At 59.5% G+C, this 20619-nt stretch carries 15 protein-coding genes and 2 pseudogenes; 6 read left to right on the top strand and 11 right to left on the bottom strand.

The features are described 5' to 3' along the window. Positions 1–211: 211 nt before the first annotated feature. The 3 genes and pseudogenes from CI603_RS02040 to CI603_RS02030 form a co-directional block, all read right to left on the bottom strand. On the bottom strand, positions 212–868 hold the full coding sequence (locus CI603_RS02040) for a YesL family protein (protein WP_259465452.1): 657 nt from the start codon (positions 866–868) through the stop codon (positions 212–214). Positions 869–961: 93 nt separating this feature from the next. Next, the gene (gene gtfA / locus CI603_RS02035) at positions 962–2479 is read right to left on the bottom strand and encodes a sucrose phosphorylase (RefSeq protein ID WP_121912845.1); all 1518 of its coding nucleotides are present in this window, start codon (positions 2477–2479) and stop codon (positions 962–964) included. Positions 2480–2962: 483 nt separating this feature from the next. Beyond that, positions 2963–4006: pseudogene (locus CI603_RS02030) on the bottom strand (LacI family DNA-binding transcriptional regulator); the annotation flags it as partial. 373 nt (positions 4007–4379) lie between these two features. Between CI603_RS02030 and CI603_RS02025 the strand changes: the two are divergent. From CI603_RS02025 to CI603_RS02005, 5 genes are all read left to right on the top strand, one after another. Beyond that, positions 4380–5450: an iron-siderophore ABC transporter substrate-binding protein gene (locus tag CI603_RS02025; RefSeq protein ID WP_183122204.1), complete on the top strand. Its 1071-nt coding sequence runs from the start codon at positions 4380–4382 to the stop codon at positions 5448–5450. A gap of 46 nt (positions 5451–5496) precedes the next feature. Then, entirely contained in the window at positions 5497–6546 is a 1050-nt protein-coding gene (locus CI603_RS02020) for an iron ABC transporter permease (protein ID WP_121912842.1), read from the top strand. A gap of 2 nt (positions 6547–6548) precedes the next feature. After that, complete coding sequence (locus tag CI603_RS02015; RefSeq protein ID WP_121912841.1) at positions 6549–7607, top strand: iron chelate uptake ABC transporter family permease subunit; 1059 nt, start codon at positions 6549–6551, stop codon at positions 7605–7607. A 5-nt stretch (positions 7608–7612) separates the two neighbouring features. Next, entirely contained in the window at positions 7613–8512 is a 900-nt protein-coding gene (locus CI603_RS02010; protein WP_121912840.1) for an ABC transporter ATP-binding protein, read from the top strand. 152 nt (positions 8513–8664) lie between these two features. Beyond that, positions 8665–9636, top strand: coding sequence for a siderophore-interacting protein (locus CI603_RS02005; protein WP_220702247.1), 972 nt, complete (start codon positions 8665–8667; stop codon positions 9634–9636). 233 nt (positions 9637–9869) lie between these two features. Here the strand turns inward: CI603_RS02005 and CI603_RS02000 are convergent, their stop codons facing one another. From CI603_RS02000 to CI603_RS01965, 8 genes and pseudogenes are all read right to left on the bottom strand, one after another. Further along, positions 9870–10460, bottom strand: a complete 591-nt coding sequence (locus CI603_RS02000) for an aminodeoxychorismate/anthranilate synthase component II (RefSeq protein ID WP_121912839.1) — start codon at positions 10458–10460, stop codon at positions 9870–9872. Next, a complete protein-coding gene (locus CI603_RS01995; RefSeq protein ID WP_121912838.1) occupies positions 10441–12078 on the bottom strand; it encodes an anthranilate synthase component I family protein in 1638 nt (545 codons plus the stop codon). The genes CI603_RS02000 and CI603_RS01995 overlap by 20 nt, the downstream gene beginning before the upstream one ends. A gap of 441 nt (positions 12079–12519) precedes the next feature. Then, positions 12520–13968 carry an MFS transporter gene (locus tag CI603_RS01990; protein WP_110425947.1) on the bottom strand — a complete coding sequence of 483 codons (1449 nt, stop codon included), beginning with the start codon at positions 13966–13968 and terminating at the stop codon, positions 12520–12522. 40 nt (positions 13969–14008) lie between these two features. After that, positions 14009–14932 carry a nucleoside hydrolase gene (locus CI603_RS01985; RefSeq protein ID WP_121912837.1) on the bottom strand — a complete coding sequence of 308 codons (924 nt, stop codon included), beginning with the start codon at positions 14930–14932 and terminating at the stop codon, positions 14009–14011. Positions 14933–14966: 34 nt separating this feature from the next. Beyond that, on the bottom strand, positions 14967–15785 hold the full coding sequence (locus CI603_RS01980) for an energy-coupling factor ABC transporter ATP-binding protein (protein WP_121912836.1): 819 nt from the start codon (positions 15783–15785) through the stop codon (positions 14967–14969). Further along, on the bottom strand, positions 15782–16630 hold the full coding sequence (locus CI603_RS01975) for an energy-coupling factor ABC transporter ATP-binding protein (RefSeq protein WP_121912835.1): 849 nt from the start codon (positions 16628–16630) through the stop codon (positions 15782–15784). The genes CI603_RS01980 and CI603_RS01975 overlap by 4 nt, the downstream gene beginning before the upstream one ends. Further along, positions 16627–17445, bottom strand: a complete 819-nt coding sequence (locus tag CI603_RS01970) for an energy-coupling factor transporter transmembrane component T (RefSeq protein WP_121912834.1) — start codon at positions 17443–17445, stop codon at positions 16627–16629. The genes CI603_RS01975 and CI603_RS01970 overlap by 4 nt, the downstream gene beginning before the upstream one ends. A gap of 146 nt (positions 17446–17591) precedes the next feature. Then, positions 17592–18242: pseudogene (locus CI603_RS01965) on the bottom strand (ECF transporter S component); the annotation flags it as partial. Between the two features lie 251 nt (positions 18243–18493). Here CI603_RS01965 and CI603_RS01960 point away from each other — a divergent pair. Beyond that, positions 18494–20365: a PfkB family carbohydrate kinase gene (locus tag CI603_RS01960; RefSeq protein WP_121912832.1), complete on the top strand. Its 1872-nt coding sequence runs from the start codon at positions 18494–18496 to the stop codon at positions 20363–20365. The last annotated feature ends 254 nt before the right edge of the window (positions 20366–20619 follow it).

Below are 20619 nucleotides of genomic sequence, written 5' to 3'. Positions count from 1 at the left end.
GGTGCTGGCTTTGGGCTGACACCGGCATGGATTCAGGTACATCAAACCGGTTCGATACGAACCTGTTTTATGTATCTAACCGGTTCGATACTACATGCAGCCTACATTCGTTGTCAAAGGGGCCGATTCACGAGTCCACCGAAACGGGAGCAACACAAACCCCTGGAAATGCTCGCGAATGCCAGGGGCAAACCTTGCGACACGCCTGCCGCTAACGGGCCTGCCCCGCGCCTGAGTCAGGTCCGCCCTTCCTGCCCTCTTCCATTCTTTTAAAAATCGGGTTGTAAAGCCAGGCGCAACAGTATTGAGGGAGAGTGAACCCCAGCAGGAGCACGAGAGGGAGCAGGTAGACCAGGTATGCAGCGTAGAGAACAGCGGCCCCTATGGTGATAACGGTCATGGCCAAGGTCCGTGGGAGGAATCCCAGGGCCAGCCTGCCAGCATTGGTCAGGGCTTGGATGGCGGTGTTCTCGTACCGGGAGAGCAGAAAGAAAGCATATTCGGCCACGGATACGGTGAGCAGGGCAACTACGATCAAGATGACCTCCAGAAGGCCCCGCCCCGACCGTGACAGTTCTCCCATGGCATGCACGTCAACCCACATAATCAGGCCGACGACCATGACCAGGAACCAGATGACTGTCGCATTCTTCCAATTATCTTTGAAGGAATGCCAGAACTGCATGGCGATGTAGGAATCCTCTCCACGGACCATGTGCCAGAGGACGTAGTGCATAGCGACGAAAGCAGCTCCAGCCGTGAAAACGGGTATGCAGAAGATCAGAGTAATCAGATTGAGCTCGATCAGGTCGAAAAGAATGCCCATGAACCTGAAAAAGACGTTGTACTGGTTGAAGAACCGCTTCACATCAGCCTCCGTCTCCCCGCACCGCCCCGGGCAGTTCGCAGGATCGCCTGCACGGGGCCATGTGTGCGATCGCATGCCTCTACCGAGTCTAGCTCAGACCCGTGGAACCAGCCCTTCCAGTTCAAGAAGGTTCATACAACGGTGACTCCCCTGACCGTCCTCCCACTCGAGGTTGGCGACAGGCACCAGGGCATCCCCACCCAGGCCCCGGGCAGGGGTGAAGGCCAGCCGGGCCCGGCTGGCCTGCCCGGCCCAGTCCAGGAGGAGGCCTGTATCCGTCATCCGGCTGGAGAAGGACCCGTCGAAGGCATCCAGCCCATTGCGGAGGCGGCAGAGTGCATTGAGCGCCCTGACTACCGGCCGGCGAAGATTCTCATCCACCTCCATGGTGGAATAACGATGGCGGTTGATGTCACGCCCATTACCCGTCTGGTGCAGGAGGTTCATATCATTGGGCCCAGCCATAGCCCCCACGTAATAAACCTGGGGCACTCCGGGCAGGAAGAACTGGACTGCCCTGGCGGCCAGGTATGCCTGGTCGTTGCAGCCCAGGGCCGAGTAGTAGGTGCTGTTCACTTGATAGAGGTCAAGATTACTGGCGGCCCCACCGGTGGCCTCGGCCGACTGGCCCCCGGTGCGCTCGTGGATGGTCCTGACCAGGTTGTCCACCGCCTGGTCGCTGACCAGCCCCTTCAGGTTCCTGTCGAGCTGATCGGAGCCGATGTCGATCACCCCGATTCCATCGTGGGTGTCAAGGACGGTCACCGCGTTCTGGGGACGCACCTGAATCCAATGTTCCAGCGCGGCCACGTCTCCTGTGTAAAGGGCATGAAGGAGAAGAGGGGGCAAGGCGAAATCGTAGACCCTGTCAACCTTGGAAGCGATTTCAATCTGTTTTCTGTAGTAGGAGTGGACCTCAATCAGGGTCTCCAGGCCACGTCTGGCCCCCTCCTCCTTAATCCGCCCGATCAGCTCGAAGGTCTTGGGAATCATGAAACAGCTGGTGCCCGCCTCTTTGGCTCCGTAGCCCACGGCATCCAACCGTATGTAGCGCACATGGCTGGCAGCCAGCCGGTCCAGGATGGAGAGGATGTACTCCCATCCACCCTGGGAGTCGGTGTCGATGTCGACCTGTTGGGGGGTGAAGGTGGTCCAGACCAGGCGCGTCTCGCCCGCCCAGGTGTATTGGGTAAAGGGCAGGCCCGGACGCGGACGGTAAATGCCGGCCAGGTCGGACTCGGTGGCCCCGTCAGGGAAGACCGTCGACATGGTCAGGAACATGCCGTAGTAAGGGCTGCCCTGCCCGCGGGCCATCACATCCTGGAACTGGCTGGATTTCCATGACATGTGGTTGACGATGGTGTCCACCATCACGTCGTGGGTACGGCTGAGTTCGGTCACATCGTCCCACGTCCCCAAACGGGGGTCCACCTGGGTGTGGTCGATGGGGTCGAAACCGGCATCAGCCCCGTCATAGGGGGCGAAAAAGGGGAGGATATGCACACCTTCGTAGACCCCTTGGAAGCGGGTGCGCAGGAGATGGGTGAGAGAGGCCAGCGTACCGTCCCCGAACCGGTCCGCGTATGCAATCAGTTGGACCTTGTTATCCATGAAGCCTCCTTAGGTCATCTGCCCTGCTAGCCCTGCACGTCACAGCTCTCCCCAAAGAGACGCCAAACGCAATATCGAACCCGTCGTCGCCACGTCTGACGAACGGGTTCGATAGTATCATAAAACCGGTTCGATACATTTGAAAAGCACACATGGCGCAACGGATTCCTGACCTCACGCTGGAACATAACCGCCAGCCTTTGGATCCGGTCAGGCTCATCTCTGGGAGGGGCCCAGCCAAATGCCGATTCAGTTGGTTTTGGTGGTCTCGCCGATCCTTACGTGCAGAGGAATCACATCCGCCACAGTATGCACGAATCTGTTCCCATCCATGGCAGATTCCGCTACCGAATCCGGACCTGCATGTGGATCCTCCCCGTCGGACACGCCGCCCTGGCCACCACGACGGGCCGCGGAATACGCACCCCTGTCCCGGCACTCGCGACCGCTGCCACCGGTTTGGGTCCTGCCGCCTCCGGAGGGCCTGCCCGACCTCCGAGCATTGTCCCTCTTCTCGTCGGCCTCGATGGACTCAATGATCCGCCGGCCCAGAAGTTCGGCTATCCTGTCGAAGTTCTGTTGGAGTGCGGTCAGCCTCATGCCGGCCGCATCAGCCAGGTAGGTGCCGTCGTAGGCGATCACCTGAAGGTCGTCCGGAATCCTGATACCCCGCCGTATGGCCTCTTGGACGCAATACGCCGCCCCAATATCCGAACTAACCACGGCATCGACGTCGTCATAGGAGTCGAGCACATGGTTGACCGCCCTGGCATAGCCCTCCAGACTCTCGACAGCCCCCGCCTCTACGTACTCGTATCGGACCTCGGCCTGGTCCAGCGCGTGTTCCAACGTCAGGTAGTAACGAACCGTGGGGAAGGTAGTGTCCAGGCCTCCGCCCCCCCGTTGAATAGGGTCTGCAAGGCTTTTCGCCGACCTTCCCCGTTTGGAACCAGCCCGAGGCATGTCATGGAACTGCTCGCGTGGGCCGCCGATCATAACCACGTGACGGGCTTTGGAACTGAGTAGGATATCAGCCACGGAGCGCCCCCCACCCTCGTGGTCGGAGGCGACGACAGGGATGCCGGGTCCCAGGTAGCGGTCAAAGGCCACCAATGGGCGCCCGATGGAGGTCCAGTAGGAGGCAGGATAAGTGGTGTGGGCCCCCATGATGATTCCGTCCATCATATGTCTGCGGAGCATGTCGACGTACTGATCCACATCCTGGTTCACATCGACTGTGGAACAGAGGATGGTGCGAAAACCGTGCTGGTAAAGGACCCGTTGCAGGCTGGCCGTGAGTGTAGCGAAGAAGGGGTGGCGGATCGTGGGCACAATGACCCCGATGATGTCTGTCCGGTTGCGGTAGAGGTTCCTGGCCAGCTCGTTGGGTATGTAGTCAAGGTCCTCCATGGCCGAATGGACCCTGGCCTTCATTTCGTCCGAAACGTAGCCGGTACCGTTGACCACCAGGGAGACTGTGCTGATCGAAACCCCCGCGGCCCGGGCGACATCGCGCATACCAACCATAGTGGCCTACCATCCTTCCAGGTCTCTCCCCCGGGCTTCCTCACCCCGAGGCTAGCGGATACTCCATTATTACCAGCATGGTCATGACGAAGAGGCGACGAAGGGGAGTAAGTCCCGTGATCCACGTCCAACATGGTAGGCCTAACCTCATTCAAAGCCTTAGTGGTTGAGGATGGTTTACGCAGTGGCAAGAAGGCCCGAGCTCATCAAGTTATTCATGCCCTTGATCGCAAGGACACTATGGTCGGCATATGCTCCGTTTAACACATGCAATCAAGGAAATCAACTCTTTTCTTCCCATCGTGCCGATGCTACATCTGGTGTCTGGCTCTGGTGCACCATGCCAATTCGACAGCACGATCAAAGGAACCACATGCACATTCGACCACTCCTTTCCCTCACTCGATTCAAGCGCACTATCGCAACCATCCTGGTGCTGGCAAGCGCCCTGTTCTTCCTGGGAGCCTGCGGGTCGGGCTCGCAGGCAGGCCAATCCGGCCAGCCAAAAGCCTCGGAGGAGCAAGGCTCCTTCCCCATCAAGATCGACCACGTCTACGGCACCACCTCCATACCCTCCAAGCCCAAGCGCATCGCCACCGTCGGATGGGCCACTCCCGACAACCTCATCGCCTTGGGGGTCGTGCCGGTCAGCATCCAGAAGAATGCCTTCGGCAAGACCGTGGATGGCGGATACCTGACCTGGACCAAAGAAGCCCTGGATGACATGCATGTGGACAAGGCGGATATGCCCAAGCTGCATGACGAATCAGACGGCATCGATGTCGAGGCCATCGCCGCATCCAAACCCGATCTGATCATCGGACTGCTCTCCGGCATGACCAAGAAGCAGTACGACACCTTGAGCAAGATTGCGCCCACCATCGCCTATCAGAAGGTTGCCTGGGGCGACCCCTGGCGCAAGGTCATCACCGCCACGGCCCAGGCCATCGGAGAACCCGAAAAGGGCAAGAAGCTAATAGCCGACCTGGAGGAGCGCATCGCAAAGGCCGGAGAGGCCCACTCAGCCATCAAGGGGAAGACCGGGGCGGTCATGTACTTCGATGCCGCCAAGCTCTCCAAGTTCAGCGTCTACACCACCTCCGACGCCCGGCCTCAATTCCTGAACGACCTGGGCCTGGAGACTCCGGAATCCATCAAGGAGGACTCCAAGAGCACCAAGGACTTCTACAAGGAGATCTCCTCCGAGCATGCCGACAGGTACAAGGACGTCGACATCATCGTCACCTACGGCACCCCGGACCTACTTGAAGCGATGCGCAAGGACCCCCTCCTTTCCAAGATTCCCGCAGTTGAGCGCGGATCCGTTGTGGTCATCGACAACGACAGCGAGATGGCCAACGCCCTTGACCCCTCGGCCCTGTCCATCCGGAAGACGACCGACACCTACGCAGGGCTTCTGGGCGAGGCTGCCGCCAAGGTCTGATTCGGCCCCGCAGGGAAGGGATGGAAAAGGAAGAGGGAGCGCCGATATGCGGTCAGAAATGACACCGCGCCCTGATACTCGACAGGCCGTCATGCATCGCAAGAGAACCGGACCCATGGTTTTGTCCGGGCTGATCCTGGCGGTTTGTCTGGTCATAGTCTGCGCCCTATCCCTGGTATTCGGCTCCCGTTCCGTCAGCCCTTCCGACATCCTCCACGCCCTGTCCGCCTCCTCGGATGACATTGCGGTCTCGGCCATCCGCCTGAGAATCCCCCGCACCGTCCTCGGTATCCTGGTCGGTGCCGGGCTCGGGGTGGCCGGGACCCTGATGCAGGGCATATCCCGCAACCCGCTGGCGGACCCGTCGATTCTAGGCTTCAACACGGGGGCAGCTCTTGCAATCGTCTGCTCCATAGCCTTCTTCTCCCTTTCAACACCAGCTCAGTATGTCTGGGTGGGATTGCTGGGCAGTGCGACGGCCGCACTGGTCGTCTGGGCCATAGGATCCCTGGGCCCATCCGGCCCATCGCCCCTGCGGCTGACCCTGGCCGGTGTCGTGATCAGTTCGGTACTGGAATCCCTTACCTCCGCTATCCTCCTGCCGCGCGTCAATGTCATCAGCTCTTATCGCTTCTGGCAGGTGGGCGGAATCTCGGGCGCCCGGTTCGACCTCATGATGCCGGTCCTACCTCTTCTCGCTCTTGGACTGATACTCGCCTTCTGCCTGACGCCCGGAATCAACGCTTTGACCCTGGGTGATCAGATGGCCGAGGGGCTGGGCATGCACGTCGGGCGTGTCCGCAGCATGGCCTGGCTTGCGGCGATACTCCTCTGCGCCTCATGCACGGCACTAGCAGGTCCGATCGGCTTCGTCGGGCTGGTGGTTCCCCATGTGGCACGACTGCTCATAGGACCCGACTACAGGCGAATCATGGCCCTGAGCATCCTTATCGGTCCCATCTTGGTAGTTGGAGCTGACGTGGTAGGCAGGATAATCACCCGTCCATCCGATGTGGAAGTCGGCATCGTCACAGCGCTGATCGGAGCTCCCGTATTCGTGATTCTGGCCGGACGCAGAAGAACCGCGGAGGTATAGGCATGGATGCTTGTCTCCTTTATGATTCGGCTAAATCCGACACGATGACCAAACTGCAGCGGATACGACGGGCCCATGCCATTCGTTCGCTGACAGTTACCGTCCTACTTGTGATACTCCTGGTCGCTCTCGCACTGGCCGATCTGGCCCTAGGACATCGCGTCTACTCCATGAGCGACCTGCTTGGAGTGGTTTGGGGGCAGTCAGACGAAGGCACCAGGTTCGTGATTCTCCAACTGCGCATGCCCCGGACACTAATTGGCTGTGTCGCCGGCATCGCATTCGGCATGGCCGGAATTGGTTTCCAGCATCTCCTGCGCAACATGATGGCCAGCCCGGACATCATCGGCATTACTGCCGGAGCCAACACTGCTGCCATCTTCGGCATTGTCGTATTGGGTCTGTCGGGCATGCCTCTGGCCTGCCTGGCGGTCATGGGTGGTCTCCTGACAGCCCTCCTGGTCATGGCCCTGGCCTGGCGCGGTTCGTTTGACCCGACCCGGCTGATACTGATCGGAATAGGAGTAGCCGCAGGGTTCAACGCACTGGGCTCCTGGCTGATGATTCGTAGCGACCAATGGAACATCCAGGCTGCGACCAGATGGCTGACGGGCAGCCTGGCCGATGCCCAGTGGACCGATCTGCCGATACTGGCAACAACAGCACTGCTCGGCGCCACGCTCCTGTTGGCACTCGACAGGAATATCAGCACCCTACAGCTGGGACCGGAGATGGCCGCAGGACTGGGCGTCAGGGTAAGCCGTGTTCAGTTTCAGGTGATTATCGTAGGCGTGCTGCTCCTGTCCGTCGCAACAGCGACTACCGGTCCCATCTCCTTCGTTTCGTTCCTCTCCGGCCCCATCGCCACGGTCCTGGTCGGCCGGGGAGCATCAGCCCTTATCCAGTCAGGCCTGGTAGGAGGTTGCCTGGTTCTGGGTTCGGACATCGTCGCCCAACATCTGCCCTCGGCCCAGGTGCCGGTCGGCATCATCACCAGCATTGTGGGCGGACCCGTCCTCATCGCGATCATGGTCCTCATGACCCGCAGACAGGAGCTCTGAACATCATGATGTCACCCCCGGCACACGACTCCTGGAGCAACGAGCATCGGCTGGCCGCCTCGCACCTTCGCCTCACCTATGGCGGACGTACGGTCATCGAGGACCTGAGTCTTGATATACCTCCACACACGATGGGATCCATCATCGGACCCAACGGGTGCGGGAAGTCGACCTTTCTCAAGGCCATGGCCAGGATTCTGAAACCGGCGTCGGGGGCCGTCACGCTGGACGGAGAACCCATCACCAGCATGCCCACCCGCAAGGTGGCGACGATTCTGGGGCTGCTGCCGCAGAACCCGTCAGCCCCCGCCGGCATCACCATCGCCGACCTAGTTGCTCGCGGCCGATATCCCCACCACCACTTCGTCGAACGGTGGACCACCAAGGATGAAAAGGCAGTGGAACGAGCCCTCGCCCTGACCGGACTGGCCGATATGGCGGGGTGCCCAATCGACCGCCTGTCCGGAGGCCAACGCCAGCGCGCCTGGATTGCTCTGACCCTGGCTCAGCAGACCGACATACTCCTTCTTGACGAGCCGACCACTTACCTGGACATCGCCTACCAGCTTGAGGTACTTGATCTGCTTAGCACCCTGAACAGGCAGGAGGGCGTCACGGTGGTCATGGTTCTCCACGACCTGAACATGGCCGCCAGATATTCGGATTGGATCCTGGCCATCAAGGATGGCAGGAGGGTCGCTTTGGGCGCTCCTGACGAGGTCATGACCGAGAGCCTGGTCACGGAAGTATTCGACATCGCATCCACCGTGGTGAAGGATGAATCCACCGGCACCCCGCTGATGACACCAGCGCCCCTCCATAGCCTCGAAGCTCACTCTGGCGGGGCTTGTAATGTACACGTACACTGGGATGACTCGGCAGGACGACACCAGACAATCCGATGATGTAAAACCTCTCGTCCCGCCCTCCACATCACTTACCCCGACATCCCGAACCGCCAAGTCTCAAGCCACAAAGTCACAAACTGTCACAACCTGAACGACGACAACCCGACACCAAAATCGACCTATAAACCTCAACCGAAAGAGAGCCAGCCGTGGAACGCCAAGCCAACAATCATCCTGTACCCTTGATCCCCTTCCGTGTCTCCGTAGCCAGAGCAGAAACGCTCTCGCCCCATTTCAAGCGAATCGTCTTCCAGGGACCGGATCTGAAGATTTTTGCAGACGCCGGGTACGATGAGCGAATCAAAATCCTTTTACCCCTTCCCGACGGATCCGTGCCGCCCCCTTCCTTCTTTGAGGCGACCCCTGAGGATCCGCTCGCCTGGTACCAAAAGTGGAGGACCCTGCCCGCAGAGAGTCGCAATCCCATGCGCACCTATACGGTTCGCAAGGTCAGGCCCGAGAGCGAGCAAATCGATGTGGATTTCGTCATCCACGATCATGCCGGACCTGCTGGAGCCTTTGCAGAGGCTGCAAAACCTGGCGACCAGGCCATCATCATCGGCCCCAATGCACAGGCCGGGGGACCGGTCGCGGGGATGGATTTTCACCCAGGCCAATCCAGACATCTCCTCCTGGTGGGCGACGAAACGGCGGTACCGGCCATCGCCGCCATAATGGACAGCCTGATTCGTGACCACTGGCAGGGCGACGGGGTGGCATTGATTGAAGTACCTATCGAAGAGGATCGTCTTCCACTGCCCGAACTCGAAGGAATCCGCGTCATCTGGACGACCTGCGACGAATCCGGACATGGGCGCGCCCTCATCGAAGCCATGCGTAACCTGTTGGAGGACCTGCCGATCCATTCGCCTACGGCCGCAGCCGCTGAATCTTCCAAGGAATTCTCAGAGATTGATATCGACAAAGAACTGCTCTGGGAGACTGCCGATGCCGCCCAAGCCGATGCCTCCATTCGTGCCGACGACCTGTACGCCTGGATCGCCGGAGAGGCAGCCACCGTCCGCGAGCTGAGGCGCATGCTGGTCAGAGACCGAGGGATGGACCGGAGCAACGTCTCTTTCATGGGATATTGGCGTCAGGGCCGCAGCGAGATGTCCTGACCGTCCGATCCCGTGAGCGGGCGACCTGCCATGCGCGGACAACCCACTCCAGTCTTTCTTGACCTACGAATCAGAGAGTGATCACACGAACCCTTCCGACTATGTGAGTATAAGGCCATGGGTTTCCGAGCTGAACCTCGCCACAGCATCTTGCAGGACAGATGAAGAGAAACCACAGTCCTGCTTGTTACACGGCGGATTATACGGAAAGGAACCCGGCCTGGCCTGATGAGTCAGTCCCCGTCTGATGAACCGCAGTACTCCTGGAAGAAATTGGCAATCACCTGGTGACCATACTGGCTGCCGATGCTCTCGGGGTGGAACTGGACACCCTCCATGAGCGACCGGTTCCGCCTCAGACCCATCACATAACCATCCAGAAGCGAGCGCGCGCTGATCTCCAGATCGGCAACCCGACTGACCGAGGCCTCGTCAGCAACCAGAGAGTGGTATCTGGTCACGTCGAAAGTATCGGGCAGGCCCTTGAAGCAGCCCTTCCCGTCGTTTCTTATCCCGCTCACCTTGCCATGTTGACGACTGGAGGCCCTGACCACCTGAGCTCCGGCATGTACCGCGATGGCCTGCATGCCCAGGCAGATGCCGAAGACCGGCTTCCTTCCTGCCACCTGATCAAGAAACTCCAGGTAGCCGCAGTCCTCCGGGCGGCCCGGTCCGGGGCCCAGAATGACCGCGTCGAAGGCGAACGGATCCACCTGCGCAAGGCGGTTCACCCGGACAATGGTCGTATCGACGCCCAGCAGGTCCACGTAGTTCTTGACCACATAGACGAAACTGTCAAAGGCATCAACCAGCAAGACTTTCATGGGCCAGCTCCTTTCCGGTGATGGCCAGGTAGGCCGAACTCATCTTCTTCATGGTCTCCTGCCACTCGCTCTCAGGCTGGGAGTCCTCAACGATCCCGGCCGATGCGCGCAAGTGGTAGCTGCCGGAATGGTAGGAGGCCGTCCGTATGCACAGTGCAGTCAGAACCATACCGTCGAATCCGAGGAAACCCACTGCCCCGGCGTACACCCCGCGCGAACTGACCTCGGTCTCCTCAACGATTTCCACGGCACGTACCTTGGGGGTTCCTGTCATGGTACCGGCGGGGAAGGCTGCCGAGAAGACGTCGTACTTGTCCAGGCCAGGCCGGATCCGGCCGATCACATCCGAAACCATGTGAATGACGTGGGAGTAGACCTCGGTGGTCATCAGCCGGTCCACCTCCAAGGATTCGGGTGTGCAGCACCTGGCTACATCGTTGCGACCCAAATCCACCAGCATCAGGTGCTCGGCCCGCTCCTTGGGGTCGCCGGTCAGCTGCCTGATGGCCGACTGGCGGGCCTCCTCATCTCCGGGGTTGCCGACCGTCCCGGCGATGGGCCGCAGGGTTATATCGCCATCAGGGGTCAGCCCAATGAAAAGCTCAGGACTGGCACCGATGACATGCACCCCTTGGAGAGTCACGAAATAGTACATATAGGGGGACGGGTCCTGCAGACGCAGTCGCTGGTAGACCTGGAAGGGCGGAATGCGGGAATCCACCTCGATCTCATGCCCGAGCTGGAGCTGATAGACATCACCCTGGGCTATGTGCTCCTTGCCCTTGGCAAACCATTGATAAAAACGATCCCGATCGATTGTGTCATGGGCCTCGTATGGATAGTCCGGCCCAATGCCACCCTGAATGCCGGTACGAGTAGCATCCGACTCAGAAGTTTGCGCCGGCGTTGCGTCGGATTGCAGCAACTCCAGCAAATCTTCTAACAGCGCGGATCCATGCCTGGTCTCCTCGCTTCCGGTTGCAATATTCTGAATCTGTGGACCAGGCTGTGCAGAAGATCCGCGCTCTCGCAAATTCTCCCCGCCCCCTGGAATGCCACACCCGGCAGTGTCCTCTTCGACATGAATTAAAGTAGCGCAGTGGCCGCCGGCCTTCAGATCCAAGGTGATGATTCCCTGATAAAGTGTCAACGAGATGACCGGCAAAGCCGCGTCCCTTGGTATATGCTCCTCCAAATCCTCAATCATGAAGATGGTGTCATACCCGAAGTAGCCGAACCAGCCCATCCCGAAAGGGCCTTCGTGGTCACCGCTGATGACGAAGGAGGATTCCAGCCCCCTCAGCACTGCAAAGACCTCCTTGATGTCGGGGACCGGATGGTGGACCACCCCCTGCTCGATACGACCAAATGTCTCCAGGATTCCTGTCAGCTGAGCATTGCCCAAAGGATCGATGGTCATGACATGGTCCGTCACGCTCAGAGTCAGCATCGGCTCGAACCCAATTGCCGAACGATTCCGGTCCTTATCGGGCCCACTCAGAGACTCCAGAAGGAAGAGCTGATCCTCCCGATACCTGGTACACAGCCGCCTGTAGATGGCCAGGGCATCGAGGTCACTGGAGAACCGGCTAGATTCCATGGTTACGTTGATAGTCATTAGGGCACTTCCTAAGTCGAATACTGCGGTTTGGAGCGGCAGCGATACCTCACCTGATGCCGTTTCAGCGCGCCATGGATATGAGTTTCCTATGGCAGCATGTCCGCAGATAATAAAAGAGCAACCTCAAACACAGAGGTAAAGAGGCAAATATAGGAATTAGAAGAAGAACCGGCTAAAACATCAACGCCATCGGGCATCGACATAGAAGAAGACACCCTTGGGCAGCCAAGGCTGCAGTGACGTCGTTTTCTCCATGGCCACGATGCTAGAGCACCAGGATGCAACCGCCCAACCAGCATCCATAATTCGGACATTTCTAGACCGAAGGCTGTCCACCCGCCAACGGTGTTGCGGAAGATATGCCCATCATGCCCAAGAGAAGAACCGGGCCCAGGAATAAATCCCAGACCCGGTTCTCTCAATCAGCAGCTCGGAAGATCAGTCCTCGTCCTCAGCCACGCGGGAGTGGCTGTAGATCATCTTCATGGAGCAGATGAAGAGCACCAAGCCCAGCAGGATGATCACGCCACCGATCATGAAGACATTGGCGTAGGTCGAAGCCAGGCCCTGCGCTGTGCCGGCCAGGCTGCCCGAACCCATGGATCCGTTGGCCATGAGCTGACCGAAGAGGGCGACGCCGACGGAGCCGGTGATGGCCTGCAATAGGTCGTTGAAACCGAGCACACGCCCGGACTCCTCAGGAGCAACGGTCAGGGTCGCGGTGTCAACGATGGGCTGGTAGAAGAAGGATGTGCCGAAGTAGTAGATGCAGGGCGCTACAGCCAGTGCCCAGATCTTACCGGCGGGAATCAGGAAGGCGATGGCGATCAGGCCGCCGCCCATGCAGGCCAGAGCCAGGATGACCGAAGCCTTGCGCCCGATCTTCTGGATGATCGGCCCGGCTGCGAATCCCATGATGCCAGCCAGGATGATGGACCAGACCAGCAGGTTGGAGACCTTGGAGGAGTCGATGCCGTACACGTTCAGACCAATGGCGTTGACGCCGGCGTTCAGGGTGTAGCTGAAGAAGTAGCCGACGAAGATGACGGTCATGGTCATGGCAAATGCCGGGTTGGTCAGCATCTTCGGAGTGATGAAGGGGTTGCTGGCCTTGTTGATGTACACCACGAATGCAACGAGGGTCACGATGCAGGCGATGCCCCAGCCCCAGTTGATGTCGGTGAAGAACATGGTCACTGAAGCGGCGAACAGTCCAATTAGCGTGAAGCCGATGCCATCGATCTTGACGCCAGCTGCATGCTGGTCGGGCAGGTTCTTGGCCAAAACGGGAATGAAGAAGACGGCCAGGATGCCCACGCCGAAGAGCCAGCGCCAGTCAAGCAGGGTCATGTAGCCGGCCAGGAAGACTCCCAGGGCGGCGGCGAAGCGGAAGACCGCGACGAAGACACCGTACCAGAGCACGCGCTTCTTCTTCTCCACATACTTGGAGACCAGAACCAGGAAGATGGAGCCGGAAACCTGCCAACCGGCAGACTGCACCACACGGGCGGCGATGACGATCCAGATGCTGAAAGTGCCGAAGCAGCCCAGAATCGACCCCAGCACGAAGACGATCGTGCCCAGAATCATCATCTTCTTCAGGGAGACGAAATCGCCCAGGGATCCGTAGATGACGCAGACGATTCCCAGGATGATGCCGGGCAGGGAGGTGATCAGCGGCGCCAGATTGGCCTGGTTGAGCTGCTTGCCGATGTTCACGTAGATCATGCCGAAGGCCTGCTGCTGGAGCACGCCCAGGGTGAAGATGATCAGGACCACCGGGATGGCCACGCGGGCCATCTTGTTCATTTTCGTGAACTCGGGAGTCCCCTCCTCGGGAACGGGTATGCCGTTCTTCTGCTCCTCGGAGACAGTTGACTCACTCATTTTTTCCTTAGTTTCCTTTCGGTTCTTCTCAATGCGGAAGCTACTGGCGACGGACCCGGCCGACCCTGTCGACAAAGGCGGAGCGGAACCCGTCCACATCCACGTCCACGCAGACGCTGGCGTTGGCTTTGCCGCCCAGGATGCCGTCGTAATCGACCACCGTGGCGCCCAGGGTGAGCGGGCTGGAGATCTCGACATCCACAAAGGACTGACGCATGGTGAACAGGTCGGGCTGGAGCAGGACCATGGCGGCGGAAGGGTCGTACATCTTGATCCCCTCTTCGATGTGTCCGCCGTCGTAGGACCGGAAGAGGGAGGCGACCATGCCGCCCACTTCGCCGGTTGCGTCCAAATCGTCCAGGTCGCCTGCGACCAGATGGGCCTTGCGACCGATGTCCAGGCCAACCATGGTTACAGGCAGCCCGCTGCGGAAGACCATCTTGGCAGCCTCAGGATCGACGGAGATGTTGAACTCGCCATAGACCCCGATGTTGCCGCGTCCGGTGGAGCCTCCCATCATGACGATCCGGTCGATGTGGTCCTTGACCTCCGGGAAGGTGGCCAGCAGCAGGGCGATGTTGGTCAGAGGGCCCAGGGTCAGGATGGTGACTGGCTCATCGCTCTCCAGCAGCACCCGCCGCTCCTCCAGGACCGCATTGTTCTCGGTCAGCAGGCTGGTGTCCGGCTCGGGAAAGACGAATGACCCCATCCCCGACTTGCCGTGGGCCTCGGTGGCAAACCTGTTGTCACGCATGAGCGGGGCCGCAGCGCCACGGGCCACGGGGATGTGCCTGCCCAGGAAGGTCAGCAGCTTCAGGGCATTGTTGGTGGTGTGGCCGATGCCCACATTGCCGGACACCGAGGCTATCAGCCTGATGTCGAAGCTGGGCTCGTCGACCAGCATCGTAATGGCCGCAGCATCATCGATGCCAGGGTCCGTGTCGATGATCAATGGTCTGGTCATTGCTTCACTCCTTTTGCTCTTGTCGTGTCCAAACTCAAATTCCTGCCCCTTCTTTGGCCCGCCGGGCTGCATCGACAAAGCCTGAAACGGTGAAGACCGGGCCATCCAACCCGACCTGCCGTGCCACTCGGGTGATGGGCGGAGGTGTCACGTAGGCCTGCTTGAGCACATCCTCCCGGGCGAAGACCTCCTCGCGGCTGCCATCCAGCAGGACCCGGCCATGCTGCATGAGCACAACCCTGGGGAAGTTGCGGGTGACAAACTTCATGTCGTGGGAAATCGTGATGCACAGCTTGCCTTGGTCCCGCAGACGGGCGATGATGGCAGCCAGCCGATCATTGCCAGCCTTGTCCTGCCCGCATGTGGGCTCATCAAAGACCACGGCACCCGTATCCATCATGAGGACGGATCCGATGGCGCAGAACTTCTTCTCGGTAGGGCTCAGGTCAAAAGGATGATCATCCAACCGGTCCGCCAGACCCACTAACCCAGCCACCTGCTCCATGCGTCGCCCTATCAGATCCTGATCGAACCCAAGCTGCCGGGGACCAAACTCGAATTCCTTGCGCACACTGTCCAGAAAGAGCTGATCGTCGGGATTCTGAAAGACGTACCCCACCTTCCGGGCCCACTGGGCCGTGTTCGCCGTTGCCAGATCGACGCCGTCAATCAAGATCCGGCCACTGGTAGGCCTAAGGATGCCGTTCAGATGCTTGGCCAGGGTGGTCTTGCCGGCGCCGTTCTGACCGATCAGCGCCACGGGTCGGTCACCTTCGAGGGTCAGATTCACTCCGTCCAAGGCACGATGGCCATGCGGGTAGACGTACTCCAGATGCTCCAGGTCGATCTTCATCGCAGCGCCTCCCGAATCATGCGTACCGCCTGGTCCTCGCGTACGGGCAGATCCGATAGATCAAATCCTGCATCCTGCAAACCTCTGCCGAGCTTGACATAATCCGGTATGTCAATCCCCCACTTCATGGTCTCGAGATCGGCGAAAACCTCCTCGGGAGTGCCCAGGGCACGAACCCGGCCTGCTCCCATGACCATGACCTGGTCAGCGCATCGGGCGACCCGCTCCATATCGTGATCGACCATGACTACGGTGATCCCCTCCTGGTTGAGTCGCTTGACAATGTCGAAGATCTCCTCGCTGCCAAGCGGATCCAGCTGAGCCGTGCATTCGTCCAGAACCAGGATGTCCGGTTCCATGATCAAGGTCGAGCCGAGGGCCACCCGCTGCACCTGGCCGCCGGAAAGCTCCAGGGGGTTCTTGTCGAGCAGATCCTCGATATGCATAAGAGCAGCCACCCGAGCCACCTTGGCATGCATGGTTTCACGTGAAACCCCATGATTGCCCAATCCGAAAGCGAGTTCCTCGGCCACGGTCCCCGCCGTATAAGAGAGCTGATTGAAGGGGTTCTGAAAGACCAGGCCCACGTGTCTGGACAGATCGGCAATGGTCGAACTGGCTACATCCCTGTCCTTAATTCTGACGCTTCCCTTGGATTTGCCTACGAAATAGTGTGGAATCAGACCGACTAAGGCGTTGCACAGGGTCGATTTGCCCGACCCGTTGGCTCCGACGATGCAGAAGAAGCTGCCCTGTTCGACGCTGAAACTCACCCGCTTCAAGGTGGTCCGATCGGCATCGCGGTATCTGAAGGAGAAGTCCTCCACTTGTATGACCTTGGTCATGCCCGACCTCCCCACTGGATGGCCAAGGTGATCAGTCCTGCATGCGAGAGGCAGGCGAGCACCAGGGCCAGCACCAGAAAAACGGTGAACAGGATGGTCATGACGGTGTCACTGCGCCGCCAGACCACCTCAAGGTAGCTGGTCTGCCGCACTCCCCGGATGCCGAAGCCGCGGGTCTCCAGGGTCATTCCGCGCTCCTGCGAATCCGTCAGGGAGGAAAGGACCACCGGTCCGAGCAGGGGCAGGAAGGCCCGCGCCCGGGAAATCAAACCGCCGCCAGTCTCCAAGCCACGTGCATGCTGAGACTGCTCGATAATCGCAATCCTGCGCTGCATCTGCGGGACCACATTCAGGCTGGCCAGAATCAGGTAGCCGATCTTCGAAGGCACGCCGATCTGTGTCAGAGCAGCAACCAGGCGACCCATGTAGGTAGTTTTATTGGTCAGGTAAAAGGACCCCAGGAAGACCAGAAGTGTCACTACGATTTTGGCCGCATAGAGGCTGCCTTCGAGGCCCAGTTGAGCGAAGCCCAAGTCAAGAATGATCCTGGTATTCCTCGGGCTGTAGCACCCCTGGATGAACAGCAGCATGAGCGTAACGGGAATGCCGAACCCCAGCATCACGCCCGAGAAGGGCCGGAGCACCCGGGCCAGAGCCGCTGCGATAAAGAGCATGACGATGATTCCCAGACCCAAGGTAAAGTCCGGCCAAACCAAGGTCGCCAAGCCCAATGAGCACACGCCGACGATCTTGGCCATGGGATGCATGCGAGCCAATGGAGAATCGGGAATCCCGTTTGATTCAGGGCCAGGCATCAGCGTTCAGACCTTTGGGTACGATCACAGTCCAAATCCGCGGGGGTACCTGGCAACGAGCCCCGATCAGCTTCTGCCCCGATGTCGACCTTCACCGGCTGCGATGAACTCTCTTGACTGGACGCTCCAGCCGCTTCGTACCCATTCTCGTCTTCGTCCTCATCCAGGTCGTCTAAATCGTCCAGATCCGCCTGGTCCTCGCTACCGTCCAGAGCATACTGGCTCAGGAAACGCTTGGGGATTCGACGCACAATGACGTAAGCAATCAGGACGGTGATGCCCTTGTCAATCAAATTCTCCAGCATGGAGGAGGAGAGCACAGAGATAACGATGTTCTTCACAGCCACCACCAGTGCAGCTGTGAGGACCGAGGTGCCATTGACCCCGGTGGCGCCTCCGTAGACGAGCACGGTGATCAGAGAGGCGGTGACCGTGTTGACCAGGGCGCAGACCAGCCAGACCAGGACGACTCCCCATATCCGTTTGAAGAGTCCAGCCTTGACCATGTATCCGATCACCAAGCCACACAGAACGCTGGAGAGCGCGTAGGGCAGATAGACCGGATTCGCCACCAAGGCGAGGAAGACGTTGGTCAGCAGTCCACACAGGGCAGCCACCCAGGGACCGGACAGACAGGCGATGACCGTGGTGCCGATCATGTCCAGGAAAAGCGGCAGCTTGAGGGTAGAGCTCAGAGTCCCGCCGATGAGGTTGATGCCCACTGCGATGGGTATCAGCACCAAGGATTTTGTCGAAAACTGCGCAGTGATTCCTCTCCATAACGATCGCGCGCTCATAATCCGTACCGCCTTTGGTCCTTGAATGTCGATTTCTGCAGATGGCCGTCGCTCACAGCCAGATCCGCATCACCGCTTTGAGAAACCACTTTAGTAAACAACTTTCATTGACCGAGACTATCAACAGCCGGATGGGGTGTCAAATGCGAAACCTCCGATGACGATCTCTCAGGTAAGCTTGATTCGCTAGATCCAACAGGTCGACAGAGCCGTTCGCCGGAGCGTCAAAGATGAGGAGGACAGGAAACCCCATGAACATCAAGGACATTGCTCAGCTTGCCGGCGTATCCACATCGACGGTCTCCAAGGTCGTGAATCACAGGGACGCGAGCATCACAGCCGCCACGCGCGACAGGGTCCTTGAACTGGTCAGGAAGTACCACTACACGCCCTACGGATCCTCCAAACCCAACACCACCACCTGGAGAATCGGAGTCCTGCTGAGCTCATCCATCTCCATGGACTCCACCTTGGATGGGATCATCCAGCAGGCACAAAAGTCGGGGTACGGCACCCTGGTTTTCAACAGCTACGGCAATCACGACCAGGAGGAACGCAACATCCTGGCAGCTCTGGAACATCGAGTGGATGGCATGGTCTGGGAGCCGATCGACCGCACAAGCCTGGCCTTGAAAGGCAAGATCGAAGCACAAGGGATTCCCGAATTGACCATTGGACCCCTGGGAGACGACCGGACCGCGCTCATGCCCTATGAGGAGGCTGCATACAGTCTTACTGAAGAGCTGATCAAGCGCCACCACACCAGCATCGCCTGTCTGCTCTCACCGGGCAGACGGACCCAGAGCTTCCTGCACGGTTATCGTCGCTGCTTGTTCGACCACAACATCCAATACCACACTGACATGGTCCTGGAAACCATCGGCGAGGACCTGACCCAAGTCCTGGAGAACCGGCAGGTCACCGGAATCGTGGCATCCCACTATCACCATGCCCTGGAATTCCTCCAGTTCGCTGAATCCATGCATTACCGCCTGCCCCAGGATCTCTCCCTGGTCTCCCTGATGAACGACACCAACGTGCACCTGCGCTACCCTGGCAGCCCGGAGATATCGTCCTACGTCATGCGCAATGCCGACTTCGGTGCCTACTTGTGCCGACGGATCATCCACACCATCGAACATGAATCCCAGCCAAGCGAGGCTTTCGAGCACGTCTTCGCCTTGGACGGCGAGCAGACTGTCGGCCGGCCCCCGGACCAGCAATGCAAGAAGATCGTGGTGGTCGGCAGTATCAACGTGGACACCTACCTGACCGCCCCCAACCTGCCCAAGGCGGGCATGACCACCACGACCAGAAACTTTGCCTCCACACCGGGCGGCAAGGCCACCAACCAGGCTGTAGGCGTGGCCAGGCTGCAGCATCAGGTCTCCCTGATCGGCAATGTCGGCAGTGATCCAGCCGCAGACTACATCTACAAAACCATGAGGCAAGCCCATGTGGATGCCACCGGTGTGCGCAGAGTCACCGGCGCGGACACGGGCAAAGCCTACATCTTCGTCGACAGCAAGGGCGAGTCGATGATTTCCCTGGTGGCAGGCGCCAACGAGTCTCTGACCCCGGACGACATCACCGAGCGCGATCAGATCTTCCGGAACGCCGGCTACTGCCTGATCCAAACAGAAATTCCCATGGATACCGTCGCCGAGGCATGCAGAACAGCCAAGCACCACCAGGCCGCCACCATCGTCAAACCGTCATCCTGCGACCACCTGCCTGAAGACCTGCTGACTTCAATCGACATCCTGATCCCGAATCTGAACGAGTTGAACACCCTGATACCCGGACCAGGATCCGTGGCGGACAAGGCGAAACAGTTCATCGACGGCGGGGTGGGCAAGGTCATCATCACCCTGGGCGAGCGCGGTTGCACCTTGGTCACCGCCAGCGGACACAAGGACTTCCCGGCCCACGAGACCCGAGCAATTGACGACACCGGCGCCAGCGATGCCTTCATCAGCGCCCTGGCCTCCTATCTATGCAGCGGATGCCCCCTGGACAAAGCCGCCCACATTGCTAATCTGGCCGCCGGCTTCAGCGTCGCCCACGAAGGCGTCATCCCCTCCCTGATCAACCGCCGCCAGCTGGAGGGCCTGATCGACTGAGCGGTCCAGGCGCAAGTACGGTCGGAAGGCTGTTACCGTCCCTGGCCATGCTCTGACTCAAGCTGAACGTCCCCAGGTTCTCCGGCTGCAGTACCTATCATCAAGGTCTGCCGTCTTGGCCCCATCTCAGCCTCTTGGAGCGCGTCCCTCACGATGGGCCTTTATAATTTTATAGGGTACAGAATCCGGAATGGAGACCATTGATGGCTGCAGCTGTTCTGGCTTCGGCGCCAACCGCAATACTGCTGATGGTC

Origin of the sequence: Bifidobacterium sp. wkB338 (assembly GCF_003688325.1) — a bacterium.
Taxonomy (GTDB): domain Bacteria; phylum Actinomycetota; class Actinomycetes; order Actinomycetales; family Bifidobacteriaceae; genus Bombiscardovia; species Bombiscardovia polysaccharolytica.
This window is presented reverse-complemented; position numbering and strand designations above follow the sequence as displayed.